Here is a 16,862-nt window from a genome sequence, read left to right as displayed (position 1 = left end):
ATCAGGTGGGGGATCGGGTAGAACGTGTCGCCGCGCCGCCCCCGAGCAGCGGCGTCGTGCCGGGCTGCTCGGTCCGGGCGAGCTGGCCGAGGCGCAGCGGCAGCCGTCCGCGCACCTCGGTGCGGCTGCCCGTCGCGGCGAACACGTCCCAGCGCGACCAGGTGACCGCGCCGAAGCTCGCCATGGCCTTGGTCGGGATCACCGTCCGCTGCCAGCGCAGGCCGGCGTCCACCGGGTACGCCTCCAGCCGCTGGACGGGTCCCCAGAACGCCATCGAGGAGATGTAGATGCCGTGCGGCTCGTCCTTGGGCCACACGGCGTTGGCCACCAGGTAGTACTCGTCCTCGTGGGCGGGGTAGGTCGTGTTGACGACCGCCATGGAGCCCGCGGTCATCGTGATCGCCGGGTTGGCCGGGATCTCCTGCTTCCAGAACTTCGCCGGGTTGTAGACCCATGGTGATCTGCGGGTGGAGCTCAGCGCCACCTGCGCGGGCTGGGAGCCGATCGCCTGCTGGAGCGCCAGGCCCTGCTCGCGCGTGACGCCCACGACGGGCAGCTTCTCTCCGCCGTACAGCCCGGTCTGGCCCGTCTGGTAGCCGTCGCGGGACTCGGCGACCACGACGCCGAGCGCCCCGGCGTCGGCGAGCCGCTGGGCCAGGTCCACCGCGGCGTCGTAGTCGTTGGTCGGCCGCCGGACCAGGACGAGCTTCCCGCTCACCTGCACCCCGGCGAGGTCGGCGGCGCTCCCGCTGCCGCCGTACACCATCGGGACGTTCTGGTTGCCGTTGGCGAACATCTTCAGCGGGGCGTCGCCGCCGTACGCGCCTTCGCGGTCGGGTTCCACGTAGCGGCCCTGGACGCTGGTCTGGCCCGCGGTGATGCCCACCTGGTACGCGATCCGCTGGCTTCGCAGGCCGAACGAGAACGTGCCCAGGGTGACGGGCTGCGCGGTCGGCAGCACGTACATCGTGGTCGGGTCCGAGATGAGCTGCGCCCCGCCGCGCAGCGGGAGTCCGGGCGCCGCGCGCCGCCACGCCGGGGTCGCGGCGACCTGGAGGCTGGCGGCCGGAGTGCCGACGGCGACCGGTTTCATCTGCCGCACGTCGAACGTCACGTCCGCGTCGCCCTGCACCTGGTACTGCGGCATGACTGCCATGATCTGCTCGGGGTCGAAGCCGAGCCTCTCGGGATCGTCGGTGGTGTCGCCCTCCAGGGCGAACGTGTACGAGCCCTCGGGGAGGTTCAGCGTGCCGCCACCGCGGATCGTGTACTCGGCCGGCGTCTGGGAGGCGTCGTCGTTGGAGGCGACGGTGAGCGTGCGGTCACCGGTGAGCGGCGCGCCGTCCCGTCCGACCACGTGGAACGCGACCGTCCGGATGGGTTTGGACTTCTCCAGCCCCACGGCCGTGCGGACGGCCTGGTTCCCGGCCGTCGCGGTGACGTGCCCGGTGTAGAGGCCCTTCGCGCCGGCGGCGGTGGAGAGCGTCAGGTTCACCTGCCCGGTCTGCCCGGCGGCGATCGTCAGGCTCGTCGCCGAGAGCTGCACGCTCCCGGAGGGCAGCGGCTGCCCGGACGGCCCGTTCACCGCGGCGGCCAGAGCGAGGGTCACCGGGGCGCTCCCGGTGTTGGTGTAGGTGATGGCCTTGGTGGCCTGCTGCGCGGTGTCGTCCTGCCGGTCGAAGCTGAGGGTCGCCGGGCTCGCGGTCACGGTCTGGTCGATGGCCTTGTCCGCCTGGACCCGTCCCGCGCCGGTCTCGTACGAGGTGCGGCCGACGTCCTTCGCCGAGCCGATGATGGCGGCCTTGAGCTGCGCCCCGCTCCAGGAGGGGTGCTTCTGCTTGAGGAGCGCGGCGACCCCGGCGACGTGCGGGGTGGCCATCGAGGTGCCGCTCATCGAGGTGTACCGGTCGTCGACCGGAGTGCCCTCCGAGGTGCCCGGCGCCCGCGCGGCGACGATGTTCACGCCGGGCGCGGTGATGTCGGGCTTGACCGCGCCGTCGGGGAGCAGGGGCCCGCGGGAGGAGAACGAGGCGAGCTGGTCGTCGCCGTCCACGGCCCCGACCGTGAGCGCGGAGGCGGCCGTTCCCGGCGAGTTGATCGTCCGGGCCGCGCCGCCGTCGTTCCCGGCGGCCACGACGAACAGCGCGCCGGTGGACTGGGACAGGCTGTCGACCGCCTGGTCCATCAGCTCCGTGCCGTCCTGCGGGGCCACCCCGAGGCTCATGCTGACCACGTCGGCGTCCTGGGTGTCGGCCGCCCACGTCATGCCCTCGACGATCTCCGACAACTGCCCGTAGCCGTCGCCGCCCAGCACCTTGCCCACGACGAGCTTGGTCCCGGGCGCCACCCCCTTGCGGGCCGGGGTGCTCCCGACGCCGCGGCTGGCGATGGTCGCGGCGACGTGCGTGCCGTGGCCGTTCCCGTCGAGGACGGACGGCTCGGACGGCACGAAGCTCTTGCCCGTCAGTAGGACGCCGCTGAGGTCGGGATGGCTGTTGATGCCGGTGTCCAGCACGGCGACCTTCACCCCGGTGCCCGTGTAACCGGCCTGCCACGCCTGCGGAGCGCCGATCTGCGGGACGCTCTTGTCGAGGGTCGCCCGTACGCGGACGTCCAGCATCAGCCGCCGCGCATCGGATTTCAGCCTGGGTTTTCCGGTGGACTCGCCCGGCGCCAGGGCCGCCCAGAGGGCCCCCTTCTTCTTGCGGTCCACCTTGAGGGCGACCGCGTCGATCGGGTCGAGGACCCGCTTGGAGCCGCTTCCCGGGAGTCCCTGCGCCCGGGACTTCAGCGTGCTCGCCGAAAGCCGCGACTTCTTCTCGCCGTACCCGACGATGACCGGCAGCGGCTTCCTCTCGTCGGCAAGCCCGTCCCGCACCAGCCGGGTGAGGTTGAACAGCTCCCGGTCGACGGCCTTCGCGCCGATCAGCGGCTGGGCGTCGCTCGGTACAGCGTACCAGTCGTCGCCGTTCTGGGTGAGGCGGTACCTGATCCCTTTCCTGCCCTTCTCCAGCAGGACCGAGCCCCGGGACCTGTCGAAGACGAACGAGTCACCCGTGATCAGGGACACCCGTACGGCCTCGCCGGGCGGGCCCGGTCTCGGCGCGGCGGACGCGCCCGCACCCGCCCCGGCCGGAAGCGCGCCGGTCAGCGAGAGCGGCAGGGCCGCCGCCAGGGAAGCGGCGAGCAGCGCCCGCCGCCTCCCTCGGTGCCATGGAAGAACGGTCACCTGGCCTCCTTGGTTAAAAGCCTTTTTCAGTTATCAATCTTGCTTTTGTTTATGGGACCGTGACAATGATCGCCCATGTCCGTTGCCGGTCAACGAGAAAACCCCGGACAACCCGCAGGAGGAAGGGCTCTTTTATCAGCCGACTGACAAGGCGGAGGGACGGGTTTCGCACGCGGGACGTCGCCCTGCGAGCACCTCATCGGCTACACAGGCGCAGCACCCACGGCCGGCGGATGACAGCGGCCATCGAAAATGCTCATCCAATGCGAACATTCTGAACGCCCGCTCGGCGACGTGTTGAATCCGACCGGAAAACCGTCCAAGACGAGATCCGTCGGCAAATACTGAATGACACAAGCCCTTCCGCGACCCGACGGCGAGCTGACCGGACCTCTTCGTGCCCGGCCGCTGCGGGCACCCCAGGGACGCGGGCGCGTTCGGGGAATCGCGCGGGAGTCCGGGCGACCTGTGCTGATCCGTCCGTTGTGCGAGGATCGTGGTATGCCGATCGATCAGCACCTGCTCGTTGCCTTCACCGTGACGACGATCGTCGCGATGATCACTCCCGGCCCCGACATGCTGTTCATCCTGGGCTGCGGCATGCGCGGCGGGCCGCGGGCCGGGCTGCTCGCCACGGCGGGCGTCGCCACCAGCGAGGTCGTCCACGTCGCGGTGGCGGCGGCGGGGCTGGCCGCGCTGTTCGCGGCGGTGCCGACCGCGTTCGCCGTGGTGCGGATCGTCGGCGCCGCGTACCTGATCTACCTGGGCGTCCAGATGATCCGCCACCGCAAGGGCGTCCAGGACGAGCTGGACGAGCAGACGGGCGGGATGCCCGGGCGCCGGGCGTACCTCAACGGCCTGCTGACCAACCTGCTGAACCCCAAGATGGTCACCTTCACCATCGCGTTCCTGCCCCAGTTCATCGATCCGCGGCTGGGCCACGTGTGGCTCCAGTTCGCGATCCTGGGCGCCGTCCTGGTCGTGGCGGAGTTCATCGTGGACGGCCTGGTGGGCGTGCTGGCGGGCCGGATCGGCGGATGGCTGCGCCGCCGGAAGGCCGCCCGCCGCCGCATCGACACCGCCACCGGCGGCATCTTCATCGGCATCGGCGTCCGCCTGGCCGTCGAGAGCTGACCCGCGCCCCAGCCCGCGCCCCCAGCCCGCGCCAGGCCCGGCCAAGGCCCGCCGCCTCCAGGCCCGGCCGAACCCCCCGCTGACCTGCCACTCTCCCCACCTCCACCCCGCGAAGGCGCGGCCCGTTAGAGGCTATAGCGAACGTTATTGACACTCCCATGTCCTAGGTGTTACAACTTATAACGAACGCGACAGCAACTAACCTGCCCGTCCGGGGCGGTGGAGGTCACCATGAACACCGAAGAACTCGTCGAGGTCGTCCTGCCGGGCAAGGTCGAGCCGGAAGGGCTGGAGATCCGGCGCGGAGACGTCCCCGCCCCGGGCCCGGGCCAGGTCGTGATCCGGATGGAGGCGACCGGCGTCTCGTTCGCCGAGCAGCAGATGCGCCGCGGCCGCTACTACGACCAGCCGGCGTTCCCGTTCGTGCCCGGCTACGACGTCGTCGGCACGGTGCTGGCCGCCGGCGAGGGCGTCGGGCCCGGCCTGGTCGGCGAACGGGTCGCGGCGCTGACCAAGATCGGCGGCTGGGCGAGCCACGTGCTCCTCGACGCCGCGGACGCGGTGCCGGTCCCCGCCGGGATCGGCGCGGCGGAGGCCGAGACCCTCGTCGTCAACGGCATCACCGCGTGGCAGATGCTGCACCGCAAGGCCCGCGTCCGCAACGGGCAGACGATCCTGGTGCACGGCGCCAACGGCGGCGTCGGCTCCGTCCTCGTCCAGCTCGCCCGCGCCGCCGGCGTGAAGGTCATCGGCACCGCCTCGGCGCGCCACCACGACACCCTGCGGGACCAGGGCGTCGTCCCGGTCGACTACCGCGCCGGCGACGTCGCCGCACGCGTCCGGGAGCTCGCGCCCGGCGGCGTGGACGCCGTCTTCGACCACGTCGGCGGCCCCGGCATCGTCGACTCCTGGCGCCTGCTCGCCCCCGGCGGCACGCTCGTGTCGTACGGCACGGCCTCCACCCGCGACGACGAGGGCTCCAAGCAGTGGCCCGTCCTCAAGCTCCTCGCCCGGGTCTGGCTGTGGAACGCCCTGCCCAACCGGCGCCGCGCCTACTTCTTCAACGCCTGGGCCGGACGGGCCCTGTCGAAGGACCGGTTCCGGGCCCGGCTGCGCGCCGACCTCACCGAGGTCTTCACCGCCCTCCAGCGCGGCGACATCAGCGTCCGGATCGCCGCGCGGCTCCCGCTCACCCGCGCCGCCGACGCCCTGCGGCTGGCCGAGTCCGGCACCGTCGCCGGGAAGGTCGTCCTGACCCCGTAGCGCCCCGCACCGAGCCCCTCAGCGCACTCGTCACCCCACGCACCGAGAAACGAGAACTCCGCCATGACCGCCAAGCCCTACCTGATCGGCCACTACGAACCCGTCGCCGACGAGATCACCGCGTCCGGACTCACCGTCGAGGGCGCCCTGCCGCCGGAGCTGAACGGCCGGCTCGTCCGCAACGGACACAACCCCAAGCCCGGCGTCACCCCCGCCCACTGGTTCAAGGGCAGCGGCATGGTCCACGGCATCCGCCTGCGCGACGGGCGCGCCGAGTGGTACCGCAACCGCTGGGTCCGTACCCCCGCCCTCGACGGCGCGCCCTACATGACCGAACGGGGCCCGGACCTCACCGCCAGCACGGCCGGCACGCATGTCATCGAGCACGCCGGCCGCCTCCTCGCCCTGTGCGAGGCCAACTTCCCGTTCGAGCTCACCCGGGACCTCGACACCGTCGGCGCCTACGACTTCCGCGGCAAGCTGCGCAGCGCGATGACCGCGCACCCCAAGGCCGACCCGGTCACCGGCGACCTGCACTTCTTCGGCTCCTCGCCGTTCCCGCCGTACCTGATCTACTACGTCGCCGACGCCGGGGGCGAGATCACCCACAGCGCGGAGATCCCCGGAGCCACCGCCTCCCTCAAGCACGACTTCGCCATCACCGCGCGCCACGTCGTGTTCGTCGAGGGCACCGTCACGTTCGCCCCGGGCGAGCACTCCGGGATCCCGTACGGCTGGGACGACGAGCAGCCGGCCCGCATCGGCGTCATGCCCCGCGGCCGCGCCGACCTCATCCGCTGGTTCCCCGTCGAGCCCGGCAACATGCTGCACGCCGCCAACGCCTACGAGGACGCGCGGGCCGCATCGTCGTGGAGGGCCCGACCGTCGACCGCGAGGGCTTCCGGCTCTCGTGGAACTGGTGGGTCGGCGCCCCCGGCCGCGGCTCCGAGCCCGTCAGCCGCTCCCGCACCCGCCGCTGGGTGATCGACCCGGCCGCCGGGACCGTGGACGAACGGACCGTCGACGACCTCGCGGTCGAGTTCCCCACTGTCAACGACGCGTTCCTCGGCGCCGAGCACCGCTACCAGTACGCCGTGTCGTTCCCCGACGAGAACGGCTTCGGCGGCTACGGCGTCGTCAAGTACGACCGCGCGACCGGCGGCCGCCGCGTCCGCGAGGTCGGTGACGCCCGCCTGCCCAGCGAGGCCGTGTTCGTCCCGGCCGCCGGCTCCGCCGGCGAGGACGACGGCTACCTGCTCACGGTGGTCTCCGACCTCAAGCAGGACGCCTCGCGACTCCTCGTCCTGAACGCCGCCGACCTCGGCCGCGTCGCCGCCGTCCACCTGCCCCGCCGGGTCACCGCGGGCATCCACGGCTCCTGGATCCCCGACGAGACCTGACCTCGTCTACCCGGCGGGGAGGGCGCCGCGTATCGCCCCGACGGCGGCCGTCGGGGCGTACCCCTCGGGAACGCCCTCGACCAGGATGATGTCGCCCTCGATGTGCCGCGAACGCAACGGCGCGATCTCCCGGTACTCCGGCGAGTCCCACCAGGCCCGCGCCTCCGCGATCCCGGGAAACCCGATCATCACGACGTGCCCTGGCCACCCGCCCTCCTTCACCTCGTGCCGCGTCCCGTGAACGAGGTAGCGCCCGCCGTACGCCGCGAACGTCCCGGGCAGACGCTCGATGTACTCCGCGATCTCCGGGTGCGGCGCGGCGTCCTGCAAGTGGGCGATCACATAGGCGGTCATGGCGTCCTCCGGTCGCTCGTTTCGGTGCACCGCCGATCCTGGCACCGGCCGCACGCTCCACACGATGACCCGCCAGGTAAAGCGCCGCCCCCGGAGCGCACCTCGGCCGGAGCACACCCCGGCGACACCGTCGCGGACGCGGCGGGTGGCTTCGGCTCTCCGGGATCGCGAAAGGCCCTGCCTGAGCATCTCGGGCAGGGCCTTGAAAGTGGAGGGAAAGGTGGTGGGCGATACTGGGATTGAACCAGTGGCCTCTACCGTGTCAAGGTAGCGCTCTCCCACTGAGCTAATCGCCCGTCGAGGTGGAGACGGGATTTGAACCCGTGTACACGGCTTTGCAGGCCGTTGCCTCGCCTCTCGGCCACTCCACCAGAGCGAGGTCTCCGGGACCTCTCAGAGCGGACGACGGGATTCGAACCCGCGACCCTCACCTTGGCAAGGTGATGCTCTACCAACTGAGCCACGTCCGCGTGGGCTCCGGGGTTTTCCCCCGGCGCGCACGACAACTCTAGCGGAATCCCGGAGTGGTTGCGTACTCCGTCGTGGTCTCCGCGTGGAGGGAGTTCCAGAAGGCGAGTTCCTCGTCTTCGCGCAGGTGGGCGATGCGGCCCCAGAACTCGCGGTCCTCCGCCTCGTGGGCGGCGGCGAGCGACAGGGCGGGCATGACCGTGGTCGCCGACTCGGCGTGGTCGAGGTCGGCGGGGGTGACGTCGGCGGGGAGCGCGACGGGGGTGGAGGGGCGGTGGTGCTTGCCGCGCTTGCGCACGCGGATGGGCGGCGTGGTGGGCGTGCGGGCCGCGGCGGCGCGGCCGGCGGCGAGGGCGACGGTGCCGCACAGGACGAACGCGAGGATGCCGCCGAGGACGGCCTCCTGGGCGGGGAGGTGGTTGTCCTTGGCGGGTTCCTGCTCGTGGGTGCGCGCGGCGGAGTCGCCGGTGAGGTGCTCGACCTTCGGCGGCGGCGCGGCGTGCTTGGGGGCGTACTTGGTGACGGTGATCTTGGCGGGGTAGCCGAAGCCGACCACGGAGTCCAGGTCGCGCGTCTTGCGCGTGAGCTGGTAGCCGTCGGCGTTGCCCTCGATCGTGTGGATCGTGTGGCCGTCGACCTTCTCGACGATGCCGACGTGGTCGATCTGGTCGATGTCGTCCGAGCCGTTCCAGTCGTAGAAGACGAACGCGCCGGGCTCGGGCTCGGTGCCCCAGGCGTCGTTCTTCTTGAACCACTTGGCGTGCTCGACGGTGGACGCGAACTGGCCCGCCTGGTCGGTGACGCCGGCCTTGTCGGCCGCCCAGGCAAGGAACATGTCGCACCAGGGCGCGGTCTTGAAGTAGCTGTCGTGGTCGCCGTCCACGTTCTTGGCGTACCAGTCGCCGAACTTGGTGTAGCCGTCGCCCTTCTCGGTGTAGCCGAGCTGGGCCTTGGCGACGTCGAGCAGCTTCTTGCCGATCGGGTCCATCTGCCACCGTTCGTTCAAGGTCACGTTCCGGTATCGACGGAATGTAGCCGAGGTAAAGAGCGGTGGGCAAGCCGTTCCGGAGGAAGCGGCCGATTCGGACTAGTCAGTAGTAGCCCCTCGGGAGGACGGTCACCGGGCAGGGGGCGGCGCGCAGGACCTTGAGCGCGACCTCGCCCAGGAAGACGCGGTGGACGCCCGCGTCCTCGCTGCTCGCGCAGACGAGCAGTTCGCCCTCGGGCCAGTCGATCGCGCCGAGGGCGTCGGCGACGTCGTCGCCTTCGGCGAGTTCGGCGGTGAGGGCCTCGGGGGCAGCTTCGCCGCGTCGGAGGCGAGGCGGATCGCCAGCGCGAGGTCGTCGTAGAGGGGCCCCTTGGGGCGTCGCCCAGCGCGAGGGTGACCAGGCGCAGCGGGACGCCGAGCTTCTCCGCGGCCTCGGCCGCGTGGAGCACGGCCTCGTCCGCCTGGGGGCGCCGCACGTACATCACGGTGATGCGGTGCAGGCCCGGGGGAGGGGTGTAGCCGAACGGGGCGAGCATGACCGCCTCGGTCGCGGAGTGCAGCAGGTGGTCGGCGGTCGCGCCGACGCTGATGCGGCCGCGCGCGCCGCCCTCGGGGGAGCCGACGGCGATCAGGTCGGCGCCGATGCGGCTGGCGAGGGTGGTGAGGCCGCGGCCGACGCTGCGTCCCTCGTGGGCGACGTACTCGGCGGGCTGGTCGTCCAGGTGGGCGGCGGCCTGGTCGAGGAGGGTGCGGGCCTCCCCGGCGGCGGCCGGGCGGTCGGGCGGATGGACGTGGGCGACGGTCAGCCGGCCCCCGGTGAGCGCCACGATGGCGCGGGCGAGGTCGAGCGCTTCGCGCCCTCCGGCGTCGTGCGCGTATCCGGCCAGAACGTGTTCTCCGATCATGTACGGATCATTCCCGACGCGGGCGGGTGCCAAGACTCGATGGCCGGTGCCGGAGAGGCGGGGACGGTGGGCGCGGTGCGCGCGGGCGGCGGCCTGACGTGGCGGTTCTCGTGATCTTGTGACCGGATGATCACGCTGCGGGATGTGGTGTTGTGCGGTACATTCTCTGCCTCTGAGTGGATTGTAGATATCTGGGGGATTGTGAGTCAGCGGGCAGCGGTGCCGGGTCTGGTCGCGGGCCGGTGGACCGTCGATCCGGTCCATTCCGAGATCACCTTCACGATCCGGCACCTGATGACGACGGTGCGCGGGTCGTTCACCGACTTCGGCGGCGAGATCCTGATCGGCGAGGACCCGCTGGCCTCCACCGCGCGGGCCGAGATCAGGCTCGCGTCCATCGACACCCGCAGCGCCGAGCGCGACGCGCACGTGCGGTCGGCCGACTTCCTGGACGTCGAGAACCACCCGCTCATGACGTTCGAGGGGACGGGCGTGGAGCCCGCCACGATCGGCCGCCGCGCCCGCCACCCGCGCTACCACCTGGACGGCGGCCTGACCGTCGGGGACGTCACCCGGCCCGTCCGGCTGCTGACCGAGTTCCACGGCGTCGCGCCCGACCCGTGGGGCGGCACCCGCGCCGGCTTCACCGCCACCGCCTCGATCAGCCGCCGCGACTTCGGCATCGAGTTCAACGTGCCGTTGCAGGGCGACAAGGTGATGCTCGGCGACACCATCGCCATCCAGCTGGAGATCCAGGCCGTCCTCGCCACCGAGCCCGCGGCGGCGGAGTAGTCAGCGGCCCTGGCGGGTCAGCGACAGCAGGTCCCGCGCGGGGCCCGCGGGGCGCTGCCCGGCCGGCCAGACCGCGCGCAGCGGACGGCTGAGGTCCAGCTCCGGCACCGGGACGGCGACGAGCCGTCCGGCCGCGATCTCGTCGGCGATGGCCAGCTCGCTCACCACGACCGGGCCCGCGCCCGACACCGCCGCGGCCTTGAGCGCGGTGGTCGAGGCGAGCTGGAGCAGCGGCGGGGCCGTCCCGCCGTACGAGGCGAGCGCCCGGTCGAGGACCTCGCGCGTCCCCGAGCCCTCCTCCCGCAGGACGAGCGGGGTCGCCGCCAGCTCCGCGGCCGTCACGCCCGCGCGGCGTCGCGCCCAGCGGTGCCGGGCTGCGACGGCCACGACGAGGCGGTCGGCCGCGACGACCGTCCCGCTCAGCCCCGACGGGGTCCGCGCGCCCTCCACGAAGCCGACGTCGGCCTCGCCGCCGCGCACCTGCTCGGCGACCGCCGTCGAGTTGGCCGTACGGAGCGTCACCGCGATCCCCGGATGCAGCTCCTTCAACGCGACCAGCCACCCGGGCATGAGGTACTCGGCGACGGTGAGCGACGCCACCACCCGCAACCGCCCGTCGCGGCGTTCGCGCAGGGCCTCGATCCCCGCGTCCAGCGCCTTCGCCGCGTCGAGGACCTGCTGCGCCCATCCGGCGACGAGCGCGCCCGCCTCGGTCGGGTGCGAGCCGCGCGGCGAACGCTCCAGCAGCGCCACCCCGACCTGCCGTTCCATCGCGCGGATCCGGGCGCTCGCGGCGGGCTGGGTGACCCCGACCTCGGCCGCCGCCCGGCCGAGGCTGCCCAGCCGGACGACGGCGAGCAGCAGCTCCAGGGCCCCGAGGTCGGGGACGCGGCTCGCGACGGTCATAACCCCACCTTATGCCCTCATAGCTCCATGACCTCTAGTGACGTCCCCCGGACGGGCGCACGCTGGAACCCATGGGAATCACCACGGCACCGGCGCCGGACTCCCCGGGACGGCTCGCGTTCCCCGGACTCCTCGGCGCGCTCGACCGGCCCGGCGACCTCTTCCGCCATCTCGGGCCCAACTGGTACGCGGCGGTCATGGGCACCGCGATCGTGGCGAACGGGGCGAACGCCCTCCCGGTGTCGGTTCCCGGCCTGCACGCGTTCGCGGTCTGCGTCTGGGCGCTGTCGCTGGCGATGCTCGCCGCGCTCGCCGCCGCGCGCGCCGTCCACCTCGTCCGGCACCGGGACGTGGCGGCCCGGCACCTGCTCGCCGAGCCGGGCGTCGCGGTCTTCTACGGGTGCCCGCCGATGGCGCTGCTGGCCGTCGGGTACGGGACGATCGCGCTCGGCCCCGGGGTGATCGGCGCCGAGGCCGCCGTCGCGATCGACGCCGTCCTCTGGACGGCCGGGACCGTCTACGCCGTGGTCGTCGGCTTCGGCATCCCGTACCTGATGATCACGCGGCACGAGGTGAAGCCGGGCACCGCGAGCCCGACATGGCTGCTGCCCGTCGTCGCGCCCATGGTCGCGGCGGCCCTCGGCCCCGCGCTGATCCCGCACCTGCCGCCGGGCCAGGCGCGCGAGACCATGCTGTACGGGTGCTACGCGCTGTTCGGCGCGAGCCTCGCCGCGACGCTCGTCCTGCTCCCGGGCGTCTGGACGCGGCTGGCCCACGACAAGCTGGCGCCGGTCACGCTGACGCCGACGCTGTTCCTGGTGCTCGGGCCGCTCGGCCAGTCCACCACGGCCGTGAACGCGCTGTCGGACGCGGCGTCCGTCGCCCCCGAGTACGCCGCGGCGATGCGGGCGTTCGCGATCCTCTACGGCGTGCCGGTGATGGGCTTCGCGCTGTTCTGGCTCGCGCTGGCCCTCATGGCGAACGTGCGGGCGCTGCGGAACGGGATGCCGTTCGCGATGACCTGGTGGGCGTACACGTTCCCCGTCGGGACGTGCGTCACCGGCGCCGCGGGGCTGTCCCGCCACACCGGCCTGGACGCCCTGACCGGGGTCGCGGTCGCGCTCTACCTGCTCCTCGTGGCCGCCTGGGCGGTCGCGGGCGCGCAGACCGTGAGAGGCGCGCTCACGGGCCGCCTCTTCCTGCCGCCCGCCCCGGCGCCTGGCCCCGCGTCCGCGCCCGCGTCGGCTCCCGCGCCAGCCCCGGTGGCGGCCTCGGCTCGTTGAGCTGCGGCGCGTCGCGGCGTGGAACGTGCCACGCCGCGACACGCCGCCGCGCCGCCAGGGACGGAGGGTTCCCGGGGGTCGGATGGGACACCCGCACGCCGGGCGGGTAACTTTCCGTGGGTTTCCTTCGGTGAACCTCACGGAGTGTGTGCGTGTCCGAGTCCGAGCAACCCCGCCTCCAGCACAGCCTCAAACAGCGGCACATGACCCTGATCTCGATCGGCGGCGTGATCGGCGCCGGCCTGTTCGTCGGCAGCGGCGTGGTGATCGGGCAGACCGGGCCCGCCGCGATCGTCTCGTTCGCGCTGGCCGGGCTGCTGGCCATCCTGGTCATGCGGGCGCTCGGCGAGATGGCGGTGGCGCGGCCCGCCGTCGGCGCGTTCTACGAGTACTCGCGGATCGCGCTCGGCCCGTTCGCGGGGTTCGTCACCGGCTGGCTCTACTGGTACTTCTGGGTGATCGTCGTCGCGGTCGAGGCGGTCGCCGGAGCCAAGATCGTGCACGGCTGGGTGCCCGGCGCGCCGCTGTGGGTCCTCGCGCTCGGGCTGATGCTCCTGCTCACCGTGACCAACCTGATCTCGGTGCGGTCGTACGGCGAGTTCGAGTACTGGTTCGCCTCGATCAAGGTCGCGGCGATCGTGGTGTTCATCGTGCTCGGGCTGGTGTTCGTGCTGGGGCTGTGGCCCGGCGAGCCGTTCGACCTGTCGCACCTGTCGTCGGACGGCGGGTTCGCGCCGAAGGGGGCCGTCGCGATCCTCGCCGGCGTCGTGCCGTGCGTCGGGTTCTTCACCGGCGCCGAGATCGTGACGATCGCGGCGGCCGAGTCGCGCGAGCCCGCGCGCGCCGTCGCCCGCGCCACCAACTCGGTGATCGTGCGGGTGCTGCTGTTCTACGTCGGGTCGGTCTTCCTGGTCGTCGCGATCCAGCCGTGGAGCGACAAGGGCGTGCAGGACGCCCCGTACGCCAGCGCCCTCGACGCGATGGGCGTGCCCGGCGCGGGCGACATCATGACCGTCGTCATCCTCACCGCCGTGCTGTCGGCGCTGAACTCCGGCATCTACACCGCGTCCCGCATCCTGTTCGCGCTCACCGGGCACGGCGACGCGCCGCGCGGGTTCACCCGGCTCAACCGGCGCGGAGTGCCCGTGCCCGCGATCCTGCTCGCGACGGTCGTCGGCTACCTGTCGGTCGTGATGGCGTACGTGCGGCCGAACGACGTCTTCAAGTTCCTGATCCAGAGCTACGGGACCGTCGCGCTGTTCGTCTACCTGCTGATCGCGGTCTCGCAGCTCCGGATGCGCCGCGCCTTGGAACGTGACGATCCGGACCGGCTGCGGCTGAAGATGTGGGGCTTCCCGTACCTGACGTACGTCACGATCGCCGGGATGGCCGGGGTCATCGTCGCGATGGCGTTCCTCAAGGACACGCGCGCGTCGTTCGTGCTGAGCCTGGTCACGTTCGCCGCGGTGAGCGCCGCCTACCTGCTGCGCCGCCGGTACGGCCCGGACCCGTCCACCGCCGCCCCCGCGGAGTCCCGGAGCGGCGGGTAACGGGACGGTTGCCATCGGTTCAAGGGCGGGTACGATGCTGCCAGGACGGCCCCGGGGAGGCGTCGGCGCCGGCCGGCGGGGGGCCGCGCAGAGGCGGCGGTGTCCCTGACCAGCAGCATGGTGGACGTGCGTTCGGGTCGGCTCCCTGCGGAGCTGACGAGCTTCATCGGCCGGCACGCCGAGCTGGCCGAGATCGTCCGGCTCTTCGACCGGTGCCGCCTGGTGACCCTCATGGGACCGGGCGGGGTGGGCAAGTCGCGGCTCGCGGTGCGCGCCGCCGCGCGCCTCGGCGAGTCGTTCGACGACGGCGTGCGGTTCGCCGACCTGGCGGCGCTGCACGAGCCGAGCCTGCTCGCCGCCGCCGTGGGGGAGGCGGCCGGGATGCCCGACCAGCCGCCCGGCGCCGCCCTCGACGCGCTCGTCCGGCACCTCGCCGACCGGCGGATGCTGCTCGTCCTCGACACCTGCGAGCACCTGGTCGACGCGTGCGCGATGCTCGCCGAGGTGCTGCTGCGCAACGCGCCGGGCCTGCGGATCATCGCGACGTCGCGGCGGCCTTTCGACGTCCCGGGCGAGCACACCCTCGTCGTCGCGCCGCTCGCGCGCCCCGAGCCCGGACGGTACGACCCGGCGGAGCCGTGCGAGTCCGTCACCCTGTTCGCCGACCGCGCCGCGGCCGTCGTGCCCGGCTGGACCCTCACCGACGACAACCGTCCCGCGGTCGCGCTGCTGTGCCACCGCCTCGACGGCATCCCGCTCGCGATCGAGCTGGCCGCCGTGCAGGTCCGGGCGCTGTCGGTCGAGCAGATCGTGACCCGCCTCGACAGCCGCCTGCTGCACGTGCGCGGCCGCCGCTCGGGCCTGCCCCGGCACCAGACGCTGCGCGCCGCGGTCGACTGGAGCCACGAGCTGTGCACGCCCGGCGAGCGGCTGCTGTGGGCGCGGCTGTCGGTGTTCGCGGGCGACTTCGACCTTGAGGCCGCCGAACGCGTCTGCGCCGACGAGGAGCTCCCCTCCACCGAGATCTGCGAGCTGGTCGCCGGGCTCGTCGCCCAGTCGATCGTCATGCGCGTCGACCGGGGCGGCGCCGTCCGCTACCGGATGCTCGACACGATCCGCGAGTACGGCGCCGAACGGCTGGCCGGAGCCGGCGAGACCGAGCGGTTCCGGGCCCGCGCGTTCGACTGGTTCGCGGCGATGGTGCAGGCCGCCGGGCCCGAGCTGGCGACGCCCGCGCAGCCGCACTGGCTCGCGTGGTTCCGCCGCGAGCAGGCCAACGTCCGCGACATGTTCGACTACGGGATCCGCTCGGCCGGCGACGAGGACCTCGCCCGCACCGCGCTCGCGACCGGCCGCGTCTTCGCGCTCCAGGGGCTGATCGGCGAGGCGCGGCACTGGTCCGCGCGGGTGCTGGAGAGCCGGGGCGAGCTGCCCGGCCCCGACGGCACCGAGGTCCTCGCGCTGACCGGGCTGCTGGCCGTCCTGCAGAACGACCTCGACGACGCCCGCGGGCTGCTGCGCCGCGCCGAGGAGCGCGCCGTCCGGCACGAGGACCTGCGCGGGCTCGGCTACGTCCGCGAGGTGCAGGGCGTCGCGGCGCTCTACGCCGACGGGCCGGACGAGGCGACGCGGCTGCTCGCCGAGGCGCACGACCTGCACGCGCGGTCCGGGACGGCCGACGTCCTCGTGCCGATCACCGACGTGTTCCTCGCGGTGGCGTGCGCGCTCGGCGGCGACCCGGCGACGGCCGTCCGGCACGCGGGGGAGGCGCTGCGCGCGACGGAGGCGGCGGGCGAGCTGTGGTGCCGCTCGTACGCCCTGTGCGTGCGGGGCCTCGCCGTCGCGCTCGGCGGCGACCCGGCGGCCGGGCTCTCCGACCTGCGGGCCGGCCTGCGGATGAAGAACGACCTGGACGACCGGCTCGGCGTCGCCCTGGCGTTCGACATGGCCGGCTGCTGCCTGGTCATGCTCGGCGACGCGGCGGGCGGCGCGCGGCTGCTCGGCGCCGCCGACCGCGCCCGCGACTACACCGGGACGAGCCTGTTCGGGCCGCAGCACCGGCTGCTGCGCGGCGTCTACGAGGCGCAGGCCGCCGAGACGCTCGGCGACGGCCTCTACCGCAGGGCGTACGAGTCGGGCGCCGCGCTCGACGCCGGGGTCGCGGTCGCCGAGGCGCTCGGCGACCGGCCCGCGCCCGCGCTCGGCGACGCGGCGCCCGGCGCCCCGCCCGGCACGGCGCGCAGCCCCGAGCAGGGCGGCGGCGCGGGCTCCGGCCAGCCGCTCACCCGCCGCGAGACCGAGATCGCGGCGCTCGTCGCCGAAGGCCGCACCAACCGCGAGATCGCCGAACGGCTCGTCATCGCCAAACGCACCGTCGACTCCCATGTCGAGCACATTCTGGCGAAGCTGGGCTTCTCGTCGCGTACACAGATCGCCGCCTGGTACACCCAGCGGTCCTGAACCCGTCCGCCGTCCCGGTTTCGCGGCGTCCGTGCTCGTAGGGGGCGGTTCGCCGCTCGTCCCGCACGGTCCGCCGCTCGTCCGGCGCCGATCGTCCGCTCGGCGCGGCCCGGCGCGTCCGGGCCGTTTC

At 73.1% G+C, this 16,862-nt stretch carries 13 protein-coding genes, 3 tRNA genes and 2 pseudogenes; 9 read left to right on the top strand and 9 right to left on the bottom strand.

The features are described 5' to 3' along the window. Position 1: 1 nt before the first annotated feature. Positions 2-3,229 (bottom strand): S8 family serine peptidase, encoded by a 3,228-nt coding sequence (locus tag GEV43_RS45600; RefSeq protein WP_160826795.1) that lies wholly within the window; start codon positions 3,227-3,229, stop codon positions 2-4. Between the two features lie 501 nt (positions 3,230-3,730). Between GEV43_RS45600 and GEV43_RS45595 the strand changes: the two genes are divergently transcribed. The 4 genes from GEV43_RS45595 to GEV43_RS53530 all read left to right on the top strand — a co-directional run bounded on the left by GEV43_RS45595 (position 3,731) and on the right by GEV43_RS53530 (position 7,026). Further along, complete coding sequence (locus tag GEV43_RS45595; protein WP_160826794.1) at positions 3,731-4,363, top strand: LysE family translocator; 633 nt, start codon at positions 3,731-3,733, stop codon at positions 4,361-4,363. A gap of 231 nt (positions 4,364-4,594) precedes the next feature. Further along, the gene (locus GEV43_RS45590; RefSeq protein WP_160826793.1) at positions 4,595-5,626 is read left to right on the top strand and encodes a medium chain dehydrogenase/reductase family protein; all 1,032 of its coding nucleotides are present in this window, start codon (positions 4,595-4,597) and stop codon (positions 5,624-5,626) included. A 63-nt stretch (positions 5,627-5,689) separates the two neighbouring features. Continuing rightward, the gene (locus GEV43_RS45585) at positions 5,690-6,610 is read left to right on the top strand and encodes a carotenoid oxygenase family protein (RefSeq protein ID WP_206681732.1); all 921 of its coding nucleotides are present in this window, start codon (positions 5,690-5,692) and stop codon (positions 6,608-6,610) included. Continuing rightward, positions 6,607-7,026, top strand: coding sequence for a carotenoid oxygenase family protein (locus tag GEV43_RS53530; RefSeq protein WP_206681731.1), 420 nt, complete (start codon positions 6,607-6,609; stop codon positions 7,024-7,026). Before GEV43_RS45585 ends, GEV43_RS53530 begins: the two co-directional genes overlap by 4 nt. A gap of 6 nt (positions 7,027-7,032) precedes the next feature. On the opposite strand, the gene GEV43_RS45580 is transcribed toward GEV43_RS53530, so the two are convergent. From GEV43_RS45580 to GEV43_RS52985, 6 genes and pseudogenes are all read right to left on the bottom strand, one after another. Then, complete coding sequence (locus GEV43_RS45580; protein WP_160826792.1) at positions 7,033-7,380, bottom strand: DUF1330 domain-containing protein; 348 nt, start codon at positions 7,378-7,380, stop codon at positions 7,033-7,035. Positions 7,381-7,601: 221 nt separating this feature from the next. Beyond that, positions 7,602-7,676: transfer RNA gene (locus GEV43_RS45575), tRNA-Val, on the bottom strand. A gap of 4 nt (positions 7,677-7,680) precedes the next feature. Then, a tRNA-Cys gene (locus GEV43_RS45570) sits at positions 7,681-7,751 on the bottom strand. 26 nt (positions 7,752-7,777) lie between these two features. Further along, positions 7,778-7,850 (bottom strand) — tRNA-Gly (locus GEV43_RS45565). A gap of 38 nt (positions 7,851-7,888) precedes the next feature. Continuing rightward, on the bottom strand, positions 7,889-8,860 hold the full coding sequence (locus tag GEV43_RS45560; protein WP_309240340.1) for a CHAP domain-containing protein: 972 nt from the start codon (positions 8,858-8,860) through the stop codon (positions 7,889-7,891). A 79-nt stretch (positions 8,861-8,939) separates the two neighbouring features. Next, positions 8,940-9,101: pseudogene (locus GEV43_RS52985) on the bottom strand (universal stress protein); the annotation flags it as partial. Here GEV43_RS52985 and GEV43_RS52980 point away from each other — a divergent pair. Beyond that, positions 9,024-9,197 carry a hypothetical protein gene (locus GEV43_RS52980; protein WP_241684721.1) on the top strand — a complete coding sequence of 58 codons (174 nt, stop codon included), beginning with the start codon at positions 9,024-9,026 and terminating at the stop codon, positions 9,195-9,197. The pseudogene GEV43_RS52985 and the gene GEV43_RS52980 overlap by 78 nt on opposite strands. 430 nt (positions 9,198-9,627) lie before the next feature. Here GEV43_RS52980 and GEV43_RS56875 read toward each other — a convergent pair. Continuing rightward, positions 9,628-9,741, bottom strand: a pseudogene (locus tag GEV43_RS56875) (universal stress protein); the annotation flags it as partial. 201 nt (positions 9,742-9,942) lie between these two features. Between GEV43_RS56875 and GEV43_RS45550 the strand changes: the two are divergent. Continuing rightward, positions 9,943-10,533, top strand: a complete 591-nt coding sequence (locus GEV43_RS45550; RefSeq protein ID WP_309240339.1) for a YceI family protein — start codon at positions 9,943-9,945, stop codon at positions 10,531-10,533. Here GEV43_RS45550 and GEV43_RS45545 read toward each other — a convergent pair whose 3' ends face one another. After that, a complete protein-coding gene (locus GEV43_RS45545; protein WP_160826790.1) occupies positions 10,534-11,439 on the bottom strand; it encodes a LysR family transcriptional regulator in 906 nt (301 codons plus the stop codon). 71 nt (positions 11,440-11,510) lie between these two features. Between GEV43_RS45545 and GEV43_RS45540 the strand changes: the two genes are divergently transcribed. The 3 genes from GEV43_RS45540 to GEV43_RS45530 all read left to right on the top strand — a co-directional run bounded on the left by GEV43_RS45540 (position 11,511) and on the right by GEV43_RS45530 (position 16,732). Beyond that, positions 11,511-12,722: a TDT family transporter gene (locus tag GEV43_RS45540; protein ID WP_160826789.1), complete on the top strand. Its 1,212-nt coding sequence runs from the start codon at positions 11,511-11,513 to the stop codon at positions 12,720-12,722. Between the two features lie 152 nt (positions 12,723-12,874). After that, positions 12,875-14,272 (top strand): amino acid permease, encoded by a 1,398-nt coding sequence (locus tag GEV43_RS45535; protein WP_309240338.1) that lies wholly within the window; start codon positions 12,875-12,877, stop codon positions 14,270-14,272. Between the two features lie 99 nt (positions 14,273-14,371). Then, on the top strand, positions 14,372-16,732 hold the full coding sequence (locus GEV43_RS45530; protein ID WP_309240337.1) for a LuxR C-terminal-related transcriptional regulator: 2,361 nt from the start codon (positions 14,372-14,374) through the stop codon (positions 16,730-16,732). The last annotated feature ends 130 nt before the right edge of the window (positions 16,733-16,862 follow it).

Origin of the sequence: Actinomadura sp. J1-007 (genome assembly GCF_009793335.1) — a bacterium.
In the GTDB taxonomy this organism is placed as follows: Bacteria; Actinomycetota; Actinomycetes; order Streptosporangiales; family Streptosporangiaceae; genus Spirillospora; species Spirillospora yumaensis.
Note: the sequence above shows the minus strand (reverse complement) of the source record. Positions and strands in the feature narration are given on the sequence as shown.